This is a genomic window from Erwinia magellanica, assembly GCF_039023495.1.
Lineage (GTDB): Bacteria > Pseudomonadota > Gammaproteobacteria > Enterobacterales > Enterobacteriaceae > Erwinia.
This window is the reverse complement of sequence record NZ_JBCHVC010000005.1, coordinates 297,469-313,106: the sequence shown is the minus strand read 5'-3', so window position 1 is coordinate 313,106 and position 15,638 is coordinate 297,469. Positions and strand designations below refer to the sequence as shown.

10 protein-coding genes are annotated in these 15,638 nt (G+C 56.3%); all 10 read right to left on the bottom strand.

Annotated features, from left to right (window positions below; genetic code table 11):
* Position 1 precedes the first annotated feature (1 nt).
* On the bottom strand, positions 2 to 1,840 hold the full coding sequence (gene recD, locus AAH450_RS18295) for an exodeoxyribonuclease V subunit alpha (RefSeq protein ID WP_342911493.1): 1,839 nt from the start codon (positions 1,838 to 1,840) through the stop codon (positions 2 to 4).
* Positions 1,828 to 5,373 (bottom strand): exodeoxyribonuclease V subunit beta, encoded by a 3,546-nt coding sequence (gene recB / locus AAH450_RS18290; protein WP_342911492.1) that lies wholly within the window; start codon positions 5,371 to 5,373, stop codon positions 1,828 to 1,830. Before recB ends, recD begins: the two co-directional genes overlap by 13 nt.
* Positions 5,370 to 8,255, bottom strand: a complete 2,886-nt coding sequence (ptrA, locus tag AAH450_RS18285; RefSeq protein WP_342911491.1) for a pitrilysin — start codon at positions 8,253 to 8,255, stop codon at positions 5,370 to 5,372. Before ptrA ends, recB begins: the two co-directional genes overlap by 4 nt.
* A 147-nt stretch (positions 8,256 to 8,402) precedes the next feature.
* Positions 8,403 to 11,783 (bottom strand): exodeoxyribonuclease V subunit gamma, encoded by a 3,381-nt coding sequence (recC, locus tag AAH450_RS18280; protein WP_342911490.1) that lies wholly within the window; start codon positions 11,781 to 11,783, stop codon positions 8,403 to 8,405.
* An 84-nt stretch (positions 11,784 to 11,867) separates the two neighbouring features.
* Positions 11,868 to 12,176, bottom strand: a complete 309-nt coding sequence (locus AAH450_RS18275; RefSeq protein WP_342911489.1) for a prepilin-type N-terminal cleavage/methylation domain-containing protein — start codon at positions 12,174 to 12,176, stop codon at positions 11,868 to 11,870.
* Positions 12,154 to 12,585 carry a DUF2509 family protein gene (locus AAH450_RS18270; RefSeq protein ID WP_342911488.1) on the bottom strand — a complete coding sequence of 144 codons (432 nt, stop codon included), beginning with the start codon at positions 12,583 to 12,585 and terminating at the stop codon, positions 12,154 to 12,156. The genes AAH450_RS18275 and AAH450_RS18270 overlap by 23 nt, the downstream gene beginning before the upstream one ends.
* A complete protein-coding gene (locus tag AAH450_RS18265) occupies positions 12,582 to 13,130 on the bottom strand; it encodes a prepilin peptidase-dependent protein (RefSeq protein WP_342911487.1) in 549 nt (182 codons plus the stop codon). The genes AAH450_RS18270 and AAH450_RS18265 overlap by 4 nt, the downstream gene beginning before the upstream one ends.
* Positions 13,121 to 13,567 (bottom strand): prepilin-type N-terminal cleavage/methylation domain-containing protein, encoded by a 447-nt coding sequence (locus tag AAH450_RS18260; RefSeq protein ID WP_342911486.1) that lies wholly within the window; start codon positions 13,565 to 13,567, stop codon positions 13,121 to 13,123. Before AAH450_RS18260 ends, AAH450_RS18265 begins: the two co-directional genes overlap by 10 nt.
* A 298-nt stretch (positions 13,568 to 13,865) precedes the next feature.
* Complete coding sequence (thyA, locus tag AAH450_RS18255; RefSeq protein ID WP_342911485.1) at positions 13,866 to 14,660, bottom strand: thymidylate synthase; 795 nt, start codon at positions 14,658 to 14,660, stop codon at positions 13,866 to 13,868.
* A complete protein-coding gene (lgt, locus tag AAH450_RS18250) occupies positions 14,657 to 15,538 on the bottom strand; it encodes a prolipoprotein diacylglyceryl transferase (protein WP_342911484.1) in 882 nt (293 codons plus the stop codon). The genes thyA and lgt overlap by 4 nt, the downstream gene beginning before the upstream one ends.
* Between the last annotated feature and the right edge of the window lie 100 nt (positions 15,539 to 15,638).

Genomic DNA, 15,638 nt, shown 5'->3' with positions numbered 1-15,638 from the left:
GTTATTTTGTCTCTGCTAACCGCTCAACCAATCCGCTTCGCCGTAAAGTCCTCATTTTCACTGCACTACTCAGCACGCTGAAGTTCGCATAGAGCGACAGCCGCGTTTTTGCGCGAGTGATGGCGGTATACACCAGTTCGCGGGTCAGCACCGGCGTAAACTGTGTGGGCAGCACCAGCAGGGTATGCTCGAATTCAGAACCCTGAGATTTATGCACGGTCATAGCGAAGGCGGTGTCATGGGGTGGAAGACGGCTGGGCTGAACCGCCTTGATACTGCCATCAGGCAGCGGAAAGAAGACTTTTAAGTTTCTCTCTTCATCCCACATTGCGATGCCGATATCGCCATTAAAAAGCCCCAAAGCGCTGTCATTGCGGGCAATCATGACCGGGCGGCCAGCATACCATTTACCCGCAGAGCCGGGCGTACGGCGGATCAACCCCGCTTTTTGCAGCGACATTTCAAGGCGCTCGTTCAGTCCCGCCACGCCAAATGGCCCTTCACGTAACGCGCACAAAAGCTGGAAACGACTGAAGGCTTCCAGGACATCCTGTGCCGCCCCCCCCTCTGCCTGCAACTTGAGATAGTCCCGATAGCCTTCCACACAGGCGGTTAACAGCTGCTGATATTCCTCGCTGCTGCTCAGTGGGAATTGAGCAATATCTTCGAACCCGCCTGAGAATACCTGCTCAACCTGGCGCGTGTCTCCGGCGTTAACCGCCAGTGCCAGCTGCCCGATGCCTGACTGCGCATCAAAACGGTAACTTTTGCGCAGCAGACAAATGCTGTCGCGCACCGCAGGCGCGTCCAGCGCATGCTGACCTTCAATATGACATCCGGTCAGGTTCGCCAGTTCATCTGCGCGGAGCGCACTGTATCCTGACTCGGCACAACGGCAGATATCTCCCAGTATCGCCCCCGCCTCTACGGAAGCGAGCTGATCGCGGTCACCCAGAAAAATGACTCTGGCCTGAGGGGGCAAGGCGGCAATAAGGTTCGCCATCATCGGCAGGTCAACCATGGAAGCCTCATCCACCACCAGCAGATCCAGATGCAGAGGATTGCCGCTGTGATAGCGCATGCGCTGGCTGCCTGGCACCGCCCCTAACAGCCGATGCAGCGTGGTGGCCTCCGCCGGAAAACGCCGTTTCTCTTCGTCACTGACATCCAGCTGCTGTATTGCTCTTCCCATCGACTCGGTGAGCCGGGCAGCCGCTTTGCCTGTGGGCGCGGCCAGCCGGATCCGTAACGAACCGTCAAGCGCCAGCAAAGTGGCCAGCAGTTTAGCAACGGTAGTGGTTTTGCCGGTGCCCGGCCCGCCGGAGATCACCGCTATTTGCCGGGTGATAGCCACGGCGGCGGCAATTTTCTGCCAGTCATCGGGCTGCTGACCAAAGAGTTTATCCAGCGCGGCCCTGACGCTTAGCGGCTCAAACGCCCTGACGGCGGTTTCACTGACGATAAACCTGGCGACCTGCCCTTCCGATTGCCACATCCGGTGCAGGTAGAGCCGCTGCTGATGTAAAACCAGCGGCGTTGCCGTGGTTCCATCGCCCACCGCATCGCAAGCGGGGAGCAGTTCCAGCCACTCTGGCTCTCCGGCGGCCAGCCAGAGCTGACGGGCAAGCTCTGGCTGCCGTCCGTCGAACAGCAACTGTTCCGTAAGCTGAGCCAGCGGCAGGCAGACATGCCCTTCCCCTGCTTCAGCACTGACACAGGCCGCAGCCAGCATCAGGCCTGGCTGGTCATCGGTTGCCACCATGCAGGCAAACTGAATATCCAGCGCGCGAAACAGCCGCAGATCTGCGGCCTGCTGCAATAATTCGGTTATCCCTGACATGCCTTCTCCTGCTCTTTTCCTGCGAACAGCGCGTCCAGTTCTGCAATAAACGCGGCGTCAGGACGGGTTCGGTAAATGCCATTTTCACTCGCCGTGCCGTCAACCCCACGCAGGAAGAGATAGAACACGCCGCCAAAATGGTGCTGATAGTTATAATCCGCCAGCCGGTGGCGGAGATAGCGATGCAGAGCCAGGCAGTAAAGCTGATACTGCAAGTCATAGCGATGCGACTGCATCGCCTGAGCCATCGCCTGCGGGGTGTAATCTTCAGCAGAGGTACCCAGCCAGTTAGATTTGTAATCCAGCAGGTAATATTTCCCCTGCCAGACAAAGACAAGGTCGATAAAGCCCTTCAGCATACCCTGAACCTGCTGAAAATTCAGCGGAGGGCACTCCGCCGAAAGGGGATCGTAACGGCGGATCAGCTTATCCAGCGCCTCAGCCGTCAGCATACGCTGGATAGGCAGGTAGAACTCTAACTCGACCTGTTTTTTGTCGGCTGGCAGCTGGCTGAGGCTGACGCCAGAGTCGTCCAGAGGCGTGTGCAGAATGCGCTCCAGCCACTGCTTCATCACCGGCAGCCAGGCCAGATCGTGGCCCTGCCCCAGCAGCTGTTCTGTTAACCACTCATTGTCGATCGGCTGCGTAAAGTCCAGATCTTCAAAGAGGCCATGCAGGAAAGTCCCTGGCGCGGCTCCACGAGGAAAAGTATGCGGCGTCAGTTCACTCATCTGCTGCGGCTGGCTTTCACCTGCCGCATCCACATCCAGCCGGGGAAGCAGATCCAGGGTGATGGCATGCCCATGCTGCTGAAGTCCCGAATAGCTGGTGACCCGCCATTCGTCGCGCAGCGTGCGGGTAATTTGCTGGCTGGTGAGCGTTTGCTCACTATCTCTTTCCGCCTGCCAGGGCGTGCTATCTGGCGCACCGGCAAGCACTACCTCGGTTGTCTCATTTTGTAAGGCCTGCAAATGGCTGAGCAGCTGGCTGGCATCCGCAGCTTCCCCTTTCTGCACCAGAAAGCCCAGCGCACTGTGGTGCAGGTCGGTTTCGCCCTCTTTCTTACGATTTCCTTTAACCAGGGGCGCAATACCCACGCTGCAATGCCAGACAGAGCGCGTCAGCGCCACATAGAGCAGGCGCAAATCTTCCGCCAGCCGCTCCTGCTCGGCCAGCGCCACGCTCTCTTCATCATCCCGCAGGTCAAGCAACGCCTGGAAATTCTGCCGGTCATGGTATATCCCCTGGCTTGCCTCGCGGTAGTTGGCGACAAAAGGAAGCCAGACCAGCGGATATTGCAGCCCCTTGGATTTATGGATAGTGACGATCTGCACAAGATGACGATCGCTCTCCAGCCGCAGCTGCTGGCTGGCGGACTGCCCGTTGGGCTGGGCGATCTCCTGAGCCAGCCAGCGAACCAGCGCATGTTCACTGTCTGACTGAGCAGAGGCTTCCTGTAACAGTTCTGCCAGATGCAGGAAATCCGTCAGCCGCCGTTCACCGCTCTCCGAGGCCAGCAGATTCTCTGCTATCTGCCGGTTGACCATCAGATCGCGCAGCATTGGCAGTACGCCGCGCTTCAGCCAGCGTTGACGGTAGCGGTCAAACTCATCCACCAGCGCATCCCAGGCGCGTTCATCCTGATTCAGGGAATCCAGCGTCAGCGCGTCCAGACCAAATATACTGGTTGCCAGCGCGCTGCGCAGCACCCGCTCCTGCTCTGGCGCCAGCACTGCCTGTAGCAGCCAGAGCATTTCACGGGCTTCCGGGGTGGTGAATACGCTGTCACGGTTAGAAAGGTACACGGAAGGGATGTTCAGGCCGTTCAGCGCTTCGCGCATTACCGAAGCTTCGTTCCGGCTGCGAACCAGGATGGTGATATCCGATGCCTGCACCGGACGGCGCTCCTCTGCTTTACCAATCAGCGCCTTGCCCTGCTGGCCGGCGGTCAGCCAGCGACAAATCTCGGCAGCGCACTGGCGTGCCATAAACTGCTGGTAATCACTCACTCCTACGCCATCCCCCGGTTGCAGCCAGAAACGCAGCGCGGGCTGCTCCTGACCTTCCAGCGTAAAACTCAGCGCAGCGTTTGCCCCTGCGGGCTGTACGGCAATAAAGGGAATATCTTCAAACAGAAAAGGATTTTCCAGCTGAGAAAACAGGCGATTAACGCTGTTAACCATAGCGGGAGAGGAGCGCCAGTTGGTTTCAAGCGTATAGTGGGCGCTAACTTCACTGCGCGCTTTCATATAGGTGAAAATGTCAGCGCCGCGAAACGCATAGATAGCCTGTTTCGGGTCACCTATCAGTAACAGCGCATGATCGGGCTGTTTGCCATAAATCGTGCGGAAAATACGATACTGCTGAGGGTCGGTATCCTGAAATTCATCGATCAGCGCCACCGGATAGCGCGTGCGGATCGCCTGAGCCAGCGCTTCGCCAGCGGGCTGTTGCAGCGCGTTATCCAGCCTGCTTAGCAGATCGTCAAACCCCAGCAGCGCACGCAGCTTCTTCTCTTTCTGCGTCACATAACGTACTTCGCTCAGCGCGCGGGCAATAACCAGTTCGCGCAGGGAGAGCGGTTCAGCCAGAAAGCGATCGATTTCATCAAACAGTGGATGAGACGGGGCTTCACCTTTTTTTGTTTTCTCCAGCAGTATGCGCTGTCCAAAACGCTCCAGCTCTTTCGGGAAGCTGTAATCCTGCGTCTCTTCAGCCGCCCACTGCGAGAGCTTTTCCAGCCAGTTAGGTAAGTGCTTACTGCTGTAGCTGCGCTTGTCCACACCGGACTTTGCTATCAGATCGTGCAGATCACCGGCAGCAACCCAGGCAGCTTTAAGCTGGGCGATTCTGGCGATGATTTTCTCATGCCGTTCAGTGAAGGTTTCTTCTAAATCAGGCGGATGCTTTAGCGAAAGCGCCTCACCGTTCAGCCAGGGCGACAGCGTGCTAAGAAGCTGTTCCGGCCCCTGCCACAGTTGCGCCATCACGCGAGTAATGGGAAGCGGCAAGGGGTAGCAGTGACGCCGCCAGAAATCAGCAATGGCCTGGCGGCGCAGCGGCAGTTCATCCTCAATCAGCTGATGTTCAAACAGCATGCCGGACTCAAAGGCATTAAGGTTCAGCATCCGCTGGCAAAAGCCGTGGATAGTAAAAATCCCGGCATCATCCATCTGCCGCTCCGCCGCCAGCAACAGGGCTGCCGCCTTATTCAGATTGGGGATCTGCTCCAGCAGCTGCGCCAGCATGCCGTCGGAGGTATCGCCCCTGATGCAGGCGATACGTAAGGCATGGATATTCTCCCGAATACGGCCCCGCAGCTCTGCTGTCGCCGCCTCGGTAAAGGTAACAACCAGAATTTCTTCTACGGGCAGGGGGCGCGAGTAGGCCGAGCCGCCCCCCAGCCCTAACAACAGACGCAGATAAAGCAGGCCAATAGTAAAGGTCTTCCCCGTCCCCGCCGAGGCCTCGATAAGCCTTTCGCCCTGTAAAGGCAGCGTCAGGGGATCAAGACGTTGGGCAAGCTGTGTCATGGTTTATCGCTGTTCACCGGAAAAGAGTGTTGCAGTCTGGACAATTCCTGCCAGTTGGTAAAGCCCTCTGGCTTCGCATAGTCCGCCTTATCGTGCTGACTGCCTGAAATTTGCGACAGTAACGTCAGCCCCTGCGGCTCAATCACCGCTTTATGGAAGAAGGTGGCCAGCTTTTCCGGCGTCAGCGCCTGGATCTGCGCAATGACTTTTTCACGAGTATCAAACTGATAGTTTTCGCGATTGAAATCTTTGCTGAAGCGGCCCGCTTCTTCATCCAGCGTCTGAGGACGCTGTTTGAGTTCGTTAATCATTGCCATCTGATACTGGGCAAAATCCTCTTTACTCATTTCGCGCAATCTTTTCTCGGCCGTAGGGTAGAACGCCTGGAAACGGGTCAGCAGGTAAGCAGGCTGCTTCACGTTGCTTTGCAGCAGGAAACCGATGCCCCACTGACGCCCTACCGGCATCTGGAAAGAGAATACGGCATAACCCAGTTGCTCTTCGGTTCGCAGCTGGTTATAGAACCACGGCTGAATGATTTGGCTGAGCAAGGCGCTGCTGGCAATACTTTCATGCTCGGGATAACCCAGCGGCACATAGAGCGCGGCCAGCGCTGAATCGGTGCTGCTTCCCGCCTGCTGAAGGTTCGCTGAGGTCTTCTTGTCGATAACCAGATACTGGCTGTGCCACCAGCTCTCGCCTTCACAACTGAGCTGGGCTTTGAGATCGCTGGCCAGAGATTTAGCACTCTCTTCCGTCATATTGCCCACCACCATCAGTTCCGGCGTGGACTTCTCCAGCAGCATTTTGCGGTAGGCGTTCAGCTCGTCCAGCGTAATTCCGGCAACCAGCGCTCTGCGCTCGCTGCGCTGGGTATAAGGCAGCTGCGAGAGCATCTGCGCTGGCTGAATTGCTAATTCAAATGCTTTACCCTTCTCGGCTGCCGCCAGCCGCTCAAGATACCAGGACTTTGCCTGATCCAGCTGCTGTTGATCCGGCTGGTAGGTGGCGTAGCTTTTCAGCAGCGCACCCATCAGCTCCGGCAGATGCTGGGTAAAGCCAGTGGCGTTGAAGGTCACGCCGTCATCCTCACCCGTAGAGAAGCCGATACCGGCAACAGAAGCCTGCGAATTAAGCTCATCCAGCGCCAGGCCAGCCAGGTAATCATTCAGCCCGTACATGACCTGATTTTTTGCGGTACTCATCGCCTCTTTATTCCGTAACGCCAGCGTGATGCTGGCCTTGGGTTCGTTGGCAAAGAACTGACTGGGCATATAGAACACCCGCAGGCCAGACTGATTAACCACTTCCTCAGGATGCGGGTATTTGCGTTCAGACTTGATTAAGGTGAAATCGCTCGGCAGGTAAGGGTTCAGCACCGGCAGGGACAAAGTGATTTTGTCGCTGGCTGCCTGCCACTTTGCAAAATGCTCAGGCGTAATGGTGTCTACCTGATAGGGCGCGTTCACAAAATAGGCGACTTTGTTATGGGGTTCATCGGGGCTGATATACCAGATCCGCGCATTTTGCGGTGTCATTCCCTCCAGACGGGCCTGAATGGCCTGGGGATCGTAACGATCGGCAATATAAGGCGCATCCAGGACATCGGCAACCGGCACCCGCAACATGGTATCTGCCAGCCATTCGATGTAGTCCATGTCACGGGTGATCGACGGATAGCGGAAATCGAGATCCAGCACCTTAGCCACTTCATCAAAGTAACTTTTATCAATGCCACCGCTACGCAGTTTGTTGAGATAGCTGAACACCGCGGCAATCACCTCGTCCCGGTTCGCCAGACCTTTGTCGGTCAGAGAGACTGAGACAGAGAAGACTCCACCGTTACGATCAACCACCGGGTCAGCGCCCGCATCCACTGAATCAGCCAGCCCCTGATTTTGCAGCCAGTCTGAAAGCGTATTTTTACTGCGGTTACCTATCAGGTAGCTAATTAACGTGTCAGTTTTGCTGCGGAATTTGTCGCTGTTATTGTCTATGCGAAATTCTATTTTCAGCTGTTTACGCGGCTGCGCCGGCACATAGTGAATAATGATGCCTTTCTGTTTGTCCGTGACCACCGGTACTGTTATATCCGGTACCCTGGCGTTGCGATTTTTCACACGACCAAAGGTTTTGACGGCAATAGTTTGCAGCTCTGCCATGGGTTTGTTGCTGTAGATCACCGCCTTCATCAGGTTGGCTGAATAGTAGCGCTGATAAAATGCCGTCAGGGCGTCATGCAGTTTACTGTCCGGCTTATCTTTCAGCGTATCCAGGTTGCCGCCCGAGAAGAGAGAGCTGGGGTGCTCCGGGTTAAGCGTCTCCGCGCCGACCTGAGCCATACGCAGGCCGTCGCGTGAGCGAGCCATAGTTAACTCGGCATTCACCGCGTGACGTTCACGATCTGCATTAACCGGGTCCAGCAGCGGTGCCGCAATAGCATCAGCCAGCCGGTCAACAGCAGGCTCCAGCGCGGCATTTTCCACTTCAAGATAAAAAGCGGTTCGGTAGGAGGCCGTGCTGGCGTTATGGCTGCCGCCATGTTTTTTCAGGTATTCCGCCAGATTATCGGGCTGAGGGTAGTGCTCAGACCCCATCAGCAGCATATGCTCAAGATAGTGAGCCAGCCCCTGCTGGTTACGCGGGTTTTCTAACGATCCCACCGGAAGGGTCAGTGCAGAGAGCGATTTCGTCGCCTGCGGATCGGAGACCAGCAGCACCGTCATGCCGTTATCCAGCTTGATCGCCTGGTAGTCGCGCGGATCTTTTTCGCTTTTACGGATCGCTTCAGAAACGGGTTGCCAGCCAGGTTGGGCCTGAGCCAGCGGGATCAGGGAAAACAGCAGAAAAAACGTGGTGAACCAGACTGCATAACGACGCATTCAAACTCCTCGACGATCTACTCTTCTGGCCGCTCCGTCCCTTTCAGCAGGGAGGGCAGCAGAAGTTTACCCTGGATATTTTCCCTTCCGGCTGTGAACGAAAGGGAAACAAGTAAGTAAAAAACAGCAAATGGTTATAAAGTAACACTACAGGATGTCCCGCCCTGTGTCATTCATCTGCATCAGCGGCAACAGCCAAATTTCCGCATTCCGGGCGATTTCCTGCATTATTTCCTCATCCAGGGTGCGGAAAAGGCGTGCCAGATAGGGATCGCTTCCTTCCCCTTCAATCTGCTGGTTCCCTTGCCAGGCCTGAAGCAACTTGCTCCTGGCTTTGGCCTGGCTGCTCTCATCCTGCAATATCACCCCGGACTTTTCATCCCAGGCCGCTTCCAGCCAGGCGCCGCCACTGCGCGGCAGCAGCAGCAAAGGCGAACACATTCCCTGCCGGTAGCCTTCGACATAGCGCTCCAGAAGCGAGGTAGCCTGTTCAACGCTTAGCGACGGGAATTGCCACTGGCTCTCTTTTTTGCCAAACATTCTGCTGCTGCCCTGCCCGCCCAGCATGCAGTAGACCAGATGCTCCAGCCACAATGACAGGCCATCGGTAAAATTCAGATGTCCGGGACGCCAGCGCAGTAAACCGTCATCCTGAACCTGTGGCAGCCAGCCGTGAAGCTGAACGCCCCCTACCTGAAGCGCGATTTCCCAGCTTGCTGATTCTTTTCGCTGCTCGCGTACCCGGCTGGCGAGATCCGCCATCTCTTCCAGCTGAGACTGCCAGAAGAGTTCTCCCCAGGCGCCATAAGGAAGCAGCCCTGCTGCCCGCTGCAAATCGTAAAGCGACTCGGTGGGCTGCTCATCAATCAGCGTATTCAGCAACAGCTTGTTGACCTGATAGCGGCTGAGGTTATCCATCAAAAAAGGCTCTGCATCCGGCAGGCTGGTCTCTTCAAGCACGAAACTGACGCCCAGCCGCTGGCTGAAAAAGGCCCGCACCGGATGCCGCCAGAAACGTACCAGCTGCTCAAAGTTAAGCTCCTCCACTGTCTGCGGCGGCAACGGCTGCATAAAGGCAGGATGCGGAACGCCGCTGGCCGTGGCGGCAGGCAGCCACTCAGCCGCAAAACTACGAAACTCAGCCACGGGAGAGAAGTTCTCCGCCGCAAAGGGCATTCTGCTGTGCAGATGATGGATATGCTCGACCACGCCCCTGGCGCTGCTGTCCACATCCAGCATTCGATCTTTCTCCAGGCAGAAACTTTGGCTGATATACTCCACCAGCTCACTGACCAGCACTGAAGGGAAGCGTTCTGAGTTGTCCTGAATCGTCCTGCCGATATAGCTGATATAGAGCATCTGCTGGGCGGAGTTAATAGCCTCAAGAAACAGATAGCGGTCATCATCACGGCGGCTACGGTCGCCCTTTTCAGGCTTCTGGCTCATCAGGTCAAAGCCAAGCGGCGGCAGCGTGCGGGGGTAAACCCCATCGTTCATGCCCAGCAGGCACACCACCTTGAAAGGAATGGATCGCATCGGCATCAGGGTACAGAAGTTAACAGGCCCCGCCAGAAAGCGCTGGCTGATACGCTCCTGATCGAGACGGCTTGCCAGTTCATCACGCAGCAGCGAGAGCGGGACAGGACGATCGTACCTGGCCTGGATACCGCAGTTAATAGCCTGCTGCCACTGATCTTCAATCAGCGCCAGAGCCGCTTCTGTATCGGCATCGCCGGCAAAGAAGTCGTTAAGCAGAGCACGACAGAGAGGTAACCACTCCTGAAGTGCCCTCTCCTCGTTTAATAAAGCCCGCCAGTGGCGAAGCCGCATCAGCAACTCGGCCAGGTTCCCCGCCAGCTCGGCTATCAGTCCGCTCGACTCATCATAGGGCAGAACGCCCTGCCAGTGGCCGCTTTCGCTGTGGATGGCGTAGCCCAGCAGCATACGGGTCAGACCAAAGTGCCAGGTATGCTGTCCGGTTGGCGTAAGCTCCAGATTACGGATGGTGTCATCATCCAGTCCCCAACGGATCCCTGATTCTTCCACCCAACTGCGCAGCCGCTTCAGCCCCTCTTCATTGATCGCAAAGCGGTTTGCCAGTGCAGGCACTTCCAGCAGGGCCAGCACCTCTTCAGAGGTAAACCGACTGTCCGGCAGAGCCAACAGGGAGATAAAAGCCTGCAACGCCGGGTGAGCCTGGCTGGCCCGGCGGTCTGAGATAGCAAAAGGCAGGTAACGGTCGGCGGGAGCATTGCCAAACACGGCCTGAATAAAAGGGGTGTAGGCATCAATATCGGCTACCATCACAATCACATCACGAGGGGAAAGTGAGGGATCGCTCGCCATCATTTGCAGCAAACGGTCCTGTAGAACCTCTACTTCCCGCTGTGGGCTGTGGCAGAGATGAATGCTGACCGATCTGTCGGCAGGATCCAGCAGTCGTTTGCGGCGGCTGGTTTGCCACTCTTCAAGCTGTAGTCCTATGACCGCATTATCTTCCAGCTCCAGCAGATCGTGTTGCAGGCTTTGCAGCAGCGTGGTGGGTTCGATATCAACAAACGCATCAATTTCCCGACACTCCATCTGTGCCAGTAAAAACAGGTTGTCTCTGCCCAACTTTCCCCAGGAGGCGAGCAGTGGATTGCTTAACTGCTGCTCACCGGCCTCATTGAAAAGCTCTGCTGCATCAGGCTGACGAAACAGCGCGCTTTCCCGCTGCTGTTCATAATGCTGACGGCGACGGCTTTGCAATTTTGCCAGAAAGGCATAATCCTGAATGTCCCCCCAGTAGTGGCGACAGGGGTTGGTAAACAGCAGATGAATATCGATATGCTTTCCAAGCGCCTGAAGCGCCTGTAAATAGACAGGCGGCAAGGCAGATATACCGCAGATAAATATCCTGTCGGGCAGATTTGGCGGCCGCACGCTGCTGTTTTCTAACGTGGAGATAAACCGTGAATAGAGATTGGCACGGTGCCATTCAGGCTGACCAAGTTTTCTGGTGTACTCAACCAGCGCCGCCCAGAGAGGAGCCTGCCACTGTTGCGCTTCGCCCAGCCCCTCAATAAGCTTGCCTTTCTCCCAACTGTTCAGCCAGGAGGAGCGATAAACCAGATACTGGTCAAAGAGGTCAGCAATGCGGGAGGCAAGCTGGAACAGCTTACGTTTGTCCCCGTCATCCGCCAGGTAGTGATCCAGCAGCGTAAACTCAGGGTGTGAGAGCATTTCTGGCAGCAGGGTCATCAGCTTCCAGCTCATACTCGCTTTATTGAACGCGCTCTCTTTGGGGATGTCAGGCAGCACCCGCACAAACATATCCCAGATAAAGCTCGCGGGCAGCGGGAAACTAATATTCGCCGCAATGCCAAACTGCTCCGCAAGGGACATTTGCAGCCACTGCGCCATGCCCGGACTTTGTACCAGCACCACTTCAGACTGGAACGGATCGCGCAGGGGCTGGTTCTCAATCTGCCAGGCCGCCAGCGTTTTCAGCAAATCCAGCTGATTTGAGTGGTAAACGGTAAACATGGTGGCTCCTGAGTTGCTGTATGGCTGAATGGCGCGATGCGCCGCTACTTTACCCCGTCCTGACGCCGTTGCAAAATCTCCGGGTCACTTGCCAGCCTCCGGGCAGCGTAACAACGTTAGCTTCGCCTCGCGCCCCAGAGGGCTGACGACTGATGAAGTCAGAAGCTGGCAGCCGGAAGAGGCTGGCTGCTGTGTCAGCGAGCTTTGCCAGCGCGGTGGCTGATAGCCTTCGAAACGCTGCCAGGCATAGCGCCAGGCCTCTTTCTGCTCTGCCTGAAGCTGAAACCCTTTTGCCAGCGCGGTCTGATAGTGCATCAATGCCACCAGGCTGCTGGCAAACAGGGCCAGCGCAACCAGCGTTTCCGGTAAGCTAAAACCTTGCTGTTGTCTCATCAGGATTACACCTCTCCTCTTCGGTCAGCGGGCAGTAGTCCAGCCAGCCATGCGGCACGGCGGCTATCCGGCCACTCTCCTGCTTCCACCTCACCCATTGATAAAGGGCAACCGAGGCAGTGCCGCTCTCCCCACGCAGCAGCGCAGAAGAGTTTTCCGTCTGATAAAGGCAACTTCGCCAGCCAGCGGCGCGCTCCTGTCGGCACTGCCAACCCGTGCGGCCGGACCAGGTTTGTTGGCTGCCCCAGGCAAGTGCAGAGAATGCCTGACTGGTCTGATACAGGTACTGCTGCTCATCACCGTTTCGACTTAAGATCTGATCCAACAGCCTGCGTGTGGCACCAAGTAGCGCTGCCGAAAGCGCCAGCAGAACGATCACCATAAACAGGGCACTGCCGGTCTGCTTCATAAATTCCGCGCCGTGATCCAGCGCTCAAGGGTGACCGACTGCCGGGGAAAGGCTCGGGCAAAAGCGGAGATAGCCAGCCGTATCTGTTTGTCATGCCGGATGATATGAAAATCAGACAGGATAATCGCTGCCGGATCGTTCAGCTTCTCCCAGCCGCTGCCTTCACAGTTATCAACACCGCGCTGCATCTCCAGGCTGTCCTGCCGGAAGCGATAACCGTAGAAGTCGCTCTCTTCGCTGCCGGTTCCCTCCCATCTCCCGTTGCTGTTTTCATCCCAGCGCACTAAAAAACAGCGCCCGTTTTCCGCAATGCGCAGAGCCGCACCGGCACACTCTCCTTTGCAATAGCCCGCTCTGACTACCGCTTTTTGCAGCCTGGCCATCATTAGCTGGATCTCCTCGTGCAGCTGAAAGCGCATCAGCGTATGCAGATTGTGGCGTTGCAGCGCCGGAAGCACTCTGGCGGCACCCACTAACAGCACGCTGCTGACGGCCAGCGCCACCAGCATCTCCATCAGACTGAATCCGGACGCTTTCATGGGCACTCCTCCTCACAAATTCTTACGCGCCCGCGGGATGAGACAATGATATGGCGTTCACCTGCCGCTCCGACAAGCACAATGCGGCCTGGTTTTGCCACGTTACGGCGACCATAAAAGCCGAGACCCTCCGTTAAAGAGTGCAGTGAAATCTCAGCCCAGGGCGCAGCCAGTATTTTACGTGAGGGTGTCGCACAGGGCAGAGGCGGACCGCTGCCGATGCACCAGGTTCTGTTTCCGCCCCGCCACAACAAAAGCTGGCTGTTGTGCTCATTCGCCTCTGCCCGTAACCGCAGAAGAAAATGCTGAACCTGTCGTGCGCTGTCGTTCAGCCGCTGAAGCTGCTGCCAGCGCAGCCAGCCGCCCGTTGCGCCCAGAGAGACTATGCTGGCAATCACCATCACAATTAACAGCTCGGTTAAGGTAAATCCCGACGTTTTCATAAGGGCCATTTTGCTTTTTTTGCCAGAGCCGTCCAGCGGCAAAACCTGCACCTGCGAGAGATAATCCAGTTAATCATTGCTGTTGCAGCTTAAGAGGAAATTATTGCGAAGGCGCTCGTAAAAAATCTGCCGGAGAGGGGATGAATGCGCTACAAAGCCGGTTAACGGGGATCATACCAGGCTGATTATTGCCGGGAAAGGTCTGGCGAGGGAAAAGATAGTTGATGAAATGAACGAGCGCTTACCCGCTAACATCAGCTTTAGTAACAGGAGCGGTTTTACCCGCTCCTGCTTATTATCAGACAGCGACCGGTGCCTTGATAGGCGGATGCGGGTCGTACCCTTCAATCTCAAAATCTTCAAAACGGTAATCAAACAGCGAGGCTGGCTTGCGTTTGATAATCAGCTTAGGCAGCGAACGCGGCTCGCGGGTCAACTGCAAATGAGTTTGATCCATATGGTTGCTGTAGAGGTGCGTATCGCCACCCGTCCAGACAAAATCGCCCACTTCCAGATCGCACTGCTGCGCCACCATATGCACCAGTAACGCATAGCTGGCGATGTTAAACGGCAGGCCCAGGAAGACGTCGCAGGAACGCTGATACAGCTGGCACGAGAGCCGGCCGTCTGCAACGTAGAACTGGAAGAACGCATGGCAAGGCGCCAGCGCCATCTCATCCAGCTCGCCCACGTTCCACGCGGAAACAATAATACGGCGCGAGTCGGGATCGCTTTTCAGCTGCTTCAGAACGTTGCTGAGCTGGTCAATCTGACGGCCATCGGCCGCTCCCCAGCTACGCCACTGTTTACCGTAAACCGGCCCGAGGTCGCCGTTCTCATCAGCCCACTCGTCCCAGATAGAGACGTTATTTTCCTGCAAATAGCCGGTATTGGTATCGCCATTCAGGAACCACAGCAGTTCATGGATAATAGAACGCAGATGGCACTTTTTAGTGGTGACCAGCGGAAAACCTTCCTGCAAATTGAAGCGCATCTGGTGACCAAAAATCGACAGCGTGCCGGTACCGGTACGGTCATTTTTCGGTGTGCCTTCTTCCAGCACTTTCTTCATTAACGCCAGATACTGTTTCATTTGCCCTCTCGTAATTGCTGCGTGCTTTGATGGCGATAAGCCCAGACCATCATGATTACCCCTGCCAGGATCATCGGCAGTGACAGGATTTGTCCCATGCTGATGGCGTTGTCGAACAGACCAAGCTGCGCATCAGGCTGACGGAAGAACTCCACAATAATGCGGAACGCGCCATACCCAATCAGGAACAGGCCCGAAACCGCACCCATCGGGCGATTCTTACGAATAAAGAGGTTAAGAATAATAAACAGCACTACGCCTTCCAGCAGCAGCTCGTATACCTGTGAAGGGTGACGCGGCAGAACGCCATAGGTCGCCAGCAGCGACTGCCATTCAGGATGAGTCGCCGCCAGAGCGACATCTTCGCTGCGTGAGCCGGGGAACAGCATCGCCCACGGCAGGTCAGGTGCCACGCGGCCCCACAGCTCACCGTTAATAAAGTTGCCTAAACGCCCCGCGCCCAGACCGAAGGGGATCAGTGGAGCGATAAAATCAGCCACCTGGAAGAAGTTACGTTTCGTGCGACGGGCAAACCACAGCATCACACAGATTACGCCAAGCAGGCCGCCGTGGAATGACATGCCGCCATCCCAGACTTTGAACAGATAGAGCGGATTATCCAGAAACAGCGGCAGATTGTAGAACAGCACATAGCCAATACGTCCGCCCAGAAACACGCCCAGGAAACCGGCATAGAGCAGATTCTCAACTTCTTCTTTTTTCCAGCCGCTGCCGGGTTTGTTGGCACGACGTACGGCCAGCCACATGGCAAAAATAAAGCCGACAAGGTACATCAGTCCGTACCAGTGCAGAGAGATTGGCCCGACGGAGAAAATCACCGGGTCAAATTGGGGGAAAGCCAGATAGCCGTTGTTCATCTTTCACCATTTTTAAAGTCTGTCCTGACCGGCAGGCGACGGAACCAGCGCGCGGGGCGCTGCATTAAGGCGCGCATCATAGCACAGCGGGAATTGTTGC

Bases quoted from the DNA above. Each gene is read 5' to 3' on its own strand.
- AAH450_RS18275 (WP_342911489.1), bottom strand. From the start codon at position 12,176: ATGAGACAACAGCAAGGTTTTAGCTTACCGGAAACGCTGGTTGCGCTG.
- ptrA (WP_342911491.1), bottom strand. From the start codon at position 8,255: ATGCGTCGTTATGCAGTCTGGTTCACCACGTTTTTTCTGCTGTTTTCC.
- thyA (WP_342911485.1), bottom strand. From the start codon at position 14,660: ATGAAACAGTATCTGGCGTTAATGAAGAAAGTGCTGGAAGAAGGCACA.
- recD (WP_342911493.1), bottom strand. From the start codon at position 1,840: ATGTCAGGGATAACCGAATTATTGCAGCAGGCCGCAGATCTGCGGCTG.
- recC (WP_342911490.1), bottom strand. From the start codon at position 11,783: ATGTTTACCGTTTACCACTCAAATCAGCTGGATTTGCTGAAAACGCTG.
- AAH450_RS18270 (WP_342911488.1), bottom strand. From the start codon at position 12,585: ATGAAGCAGACCGGCAGTGCCCTGTTTATGGTGATCGTTCTGCTGGCG.
- recB (WP_342911492.1), bottom strand. From the start codon at position 5,373: ATGACACAGCTTGCCCAACGTCTTGATCCCCTGACGCTGCCTTTACAG.
- AAH450_RS18260 (WP_342911486.1), bottom strand. From the start codon at position 13,567: ATGAAAACGTCGGGATTTACCTTAACCGAGCTGTTAATTGTGATGGTG.
- lgt (WP_342911484.1), bottom strand. From the start codon at position 15,538: ATGAACAACGGCTATCTGGCTTTCCCCCAATTTGACCCGGTGATTTTC.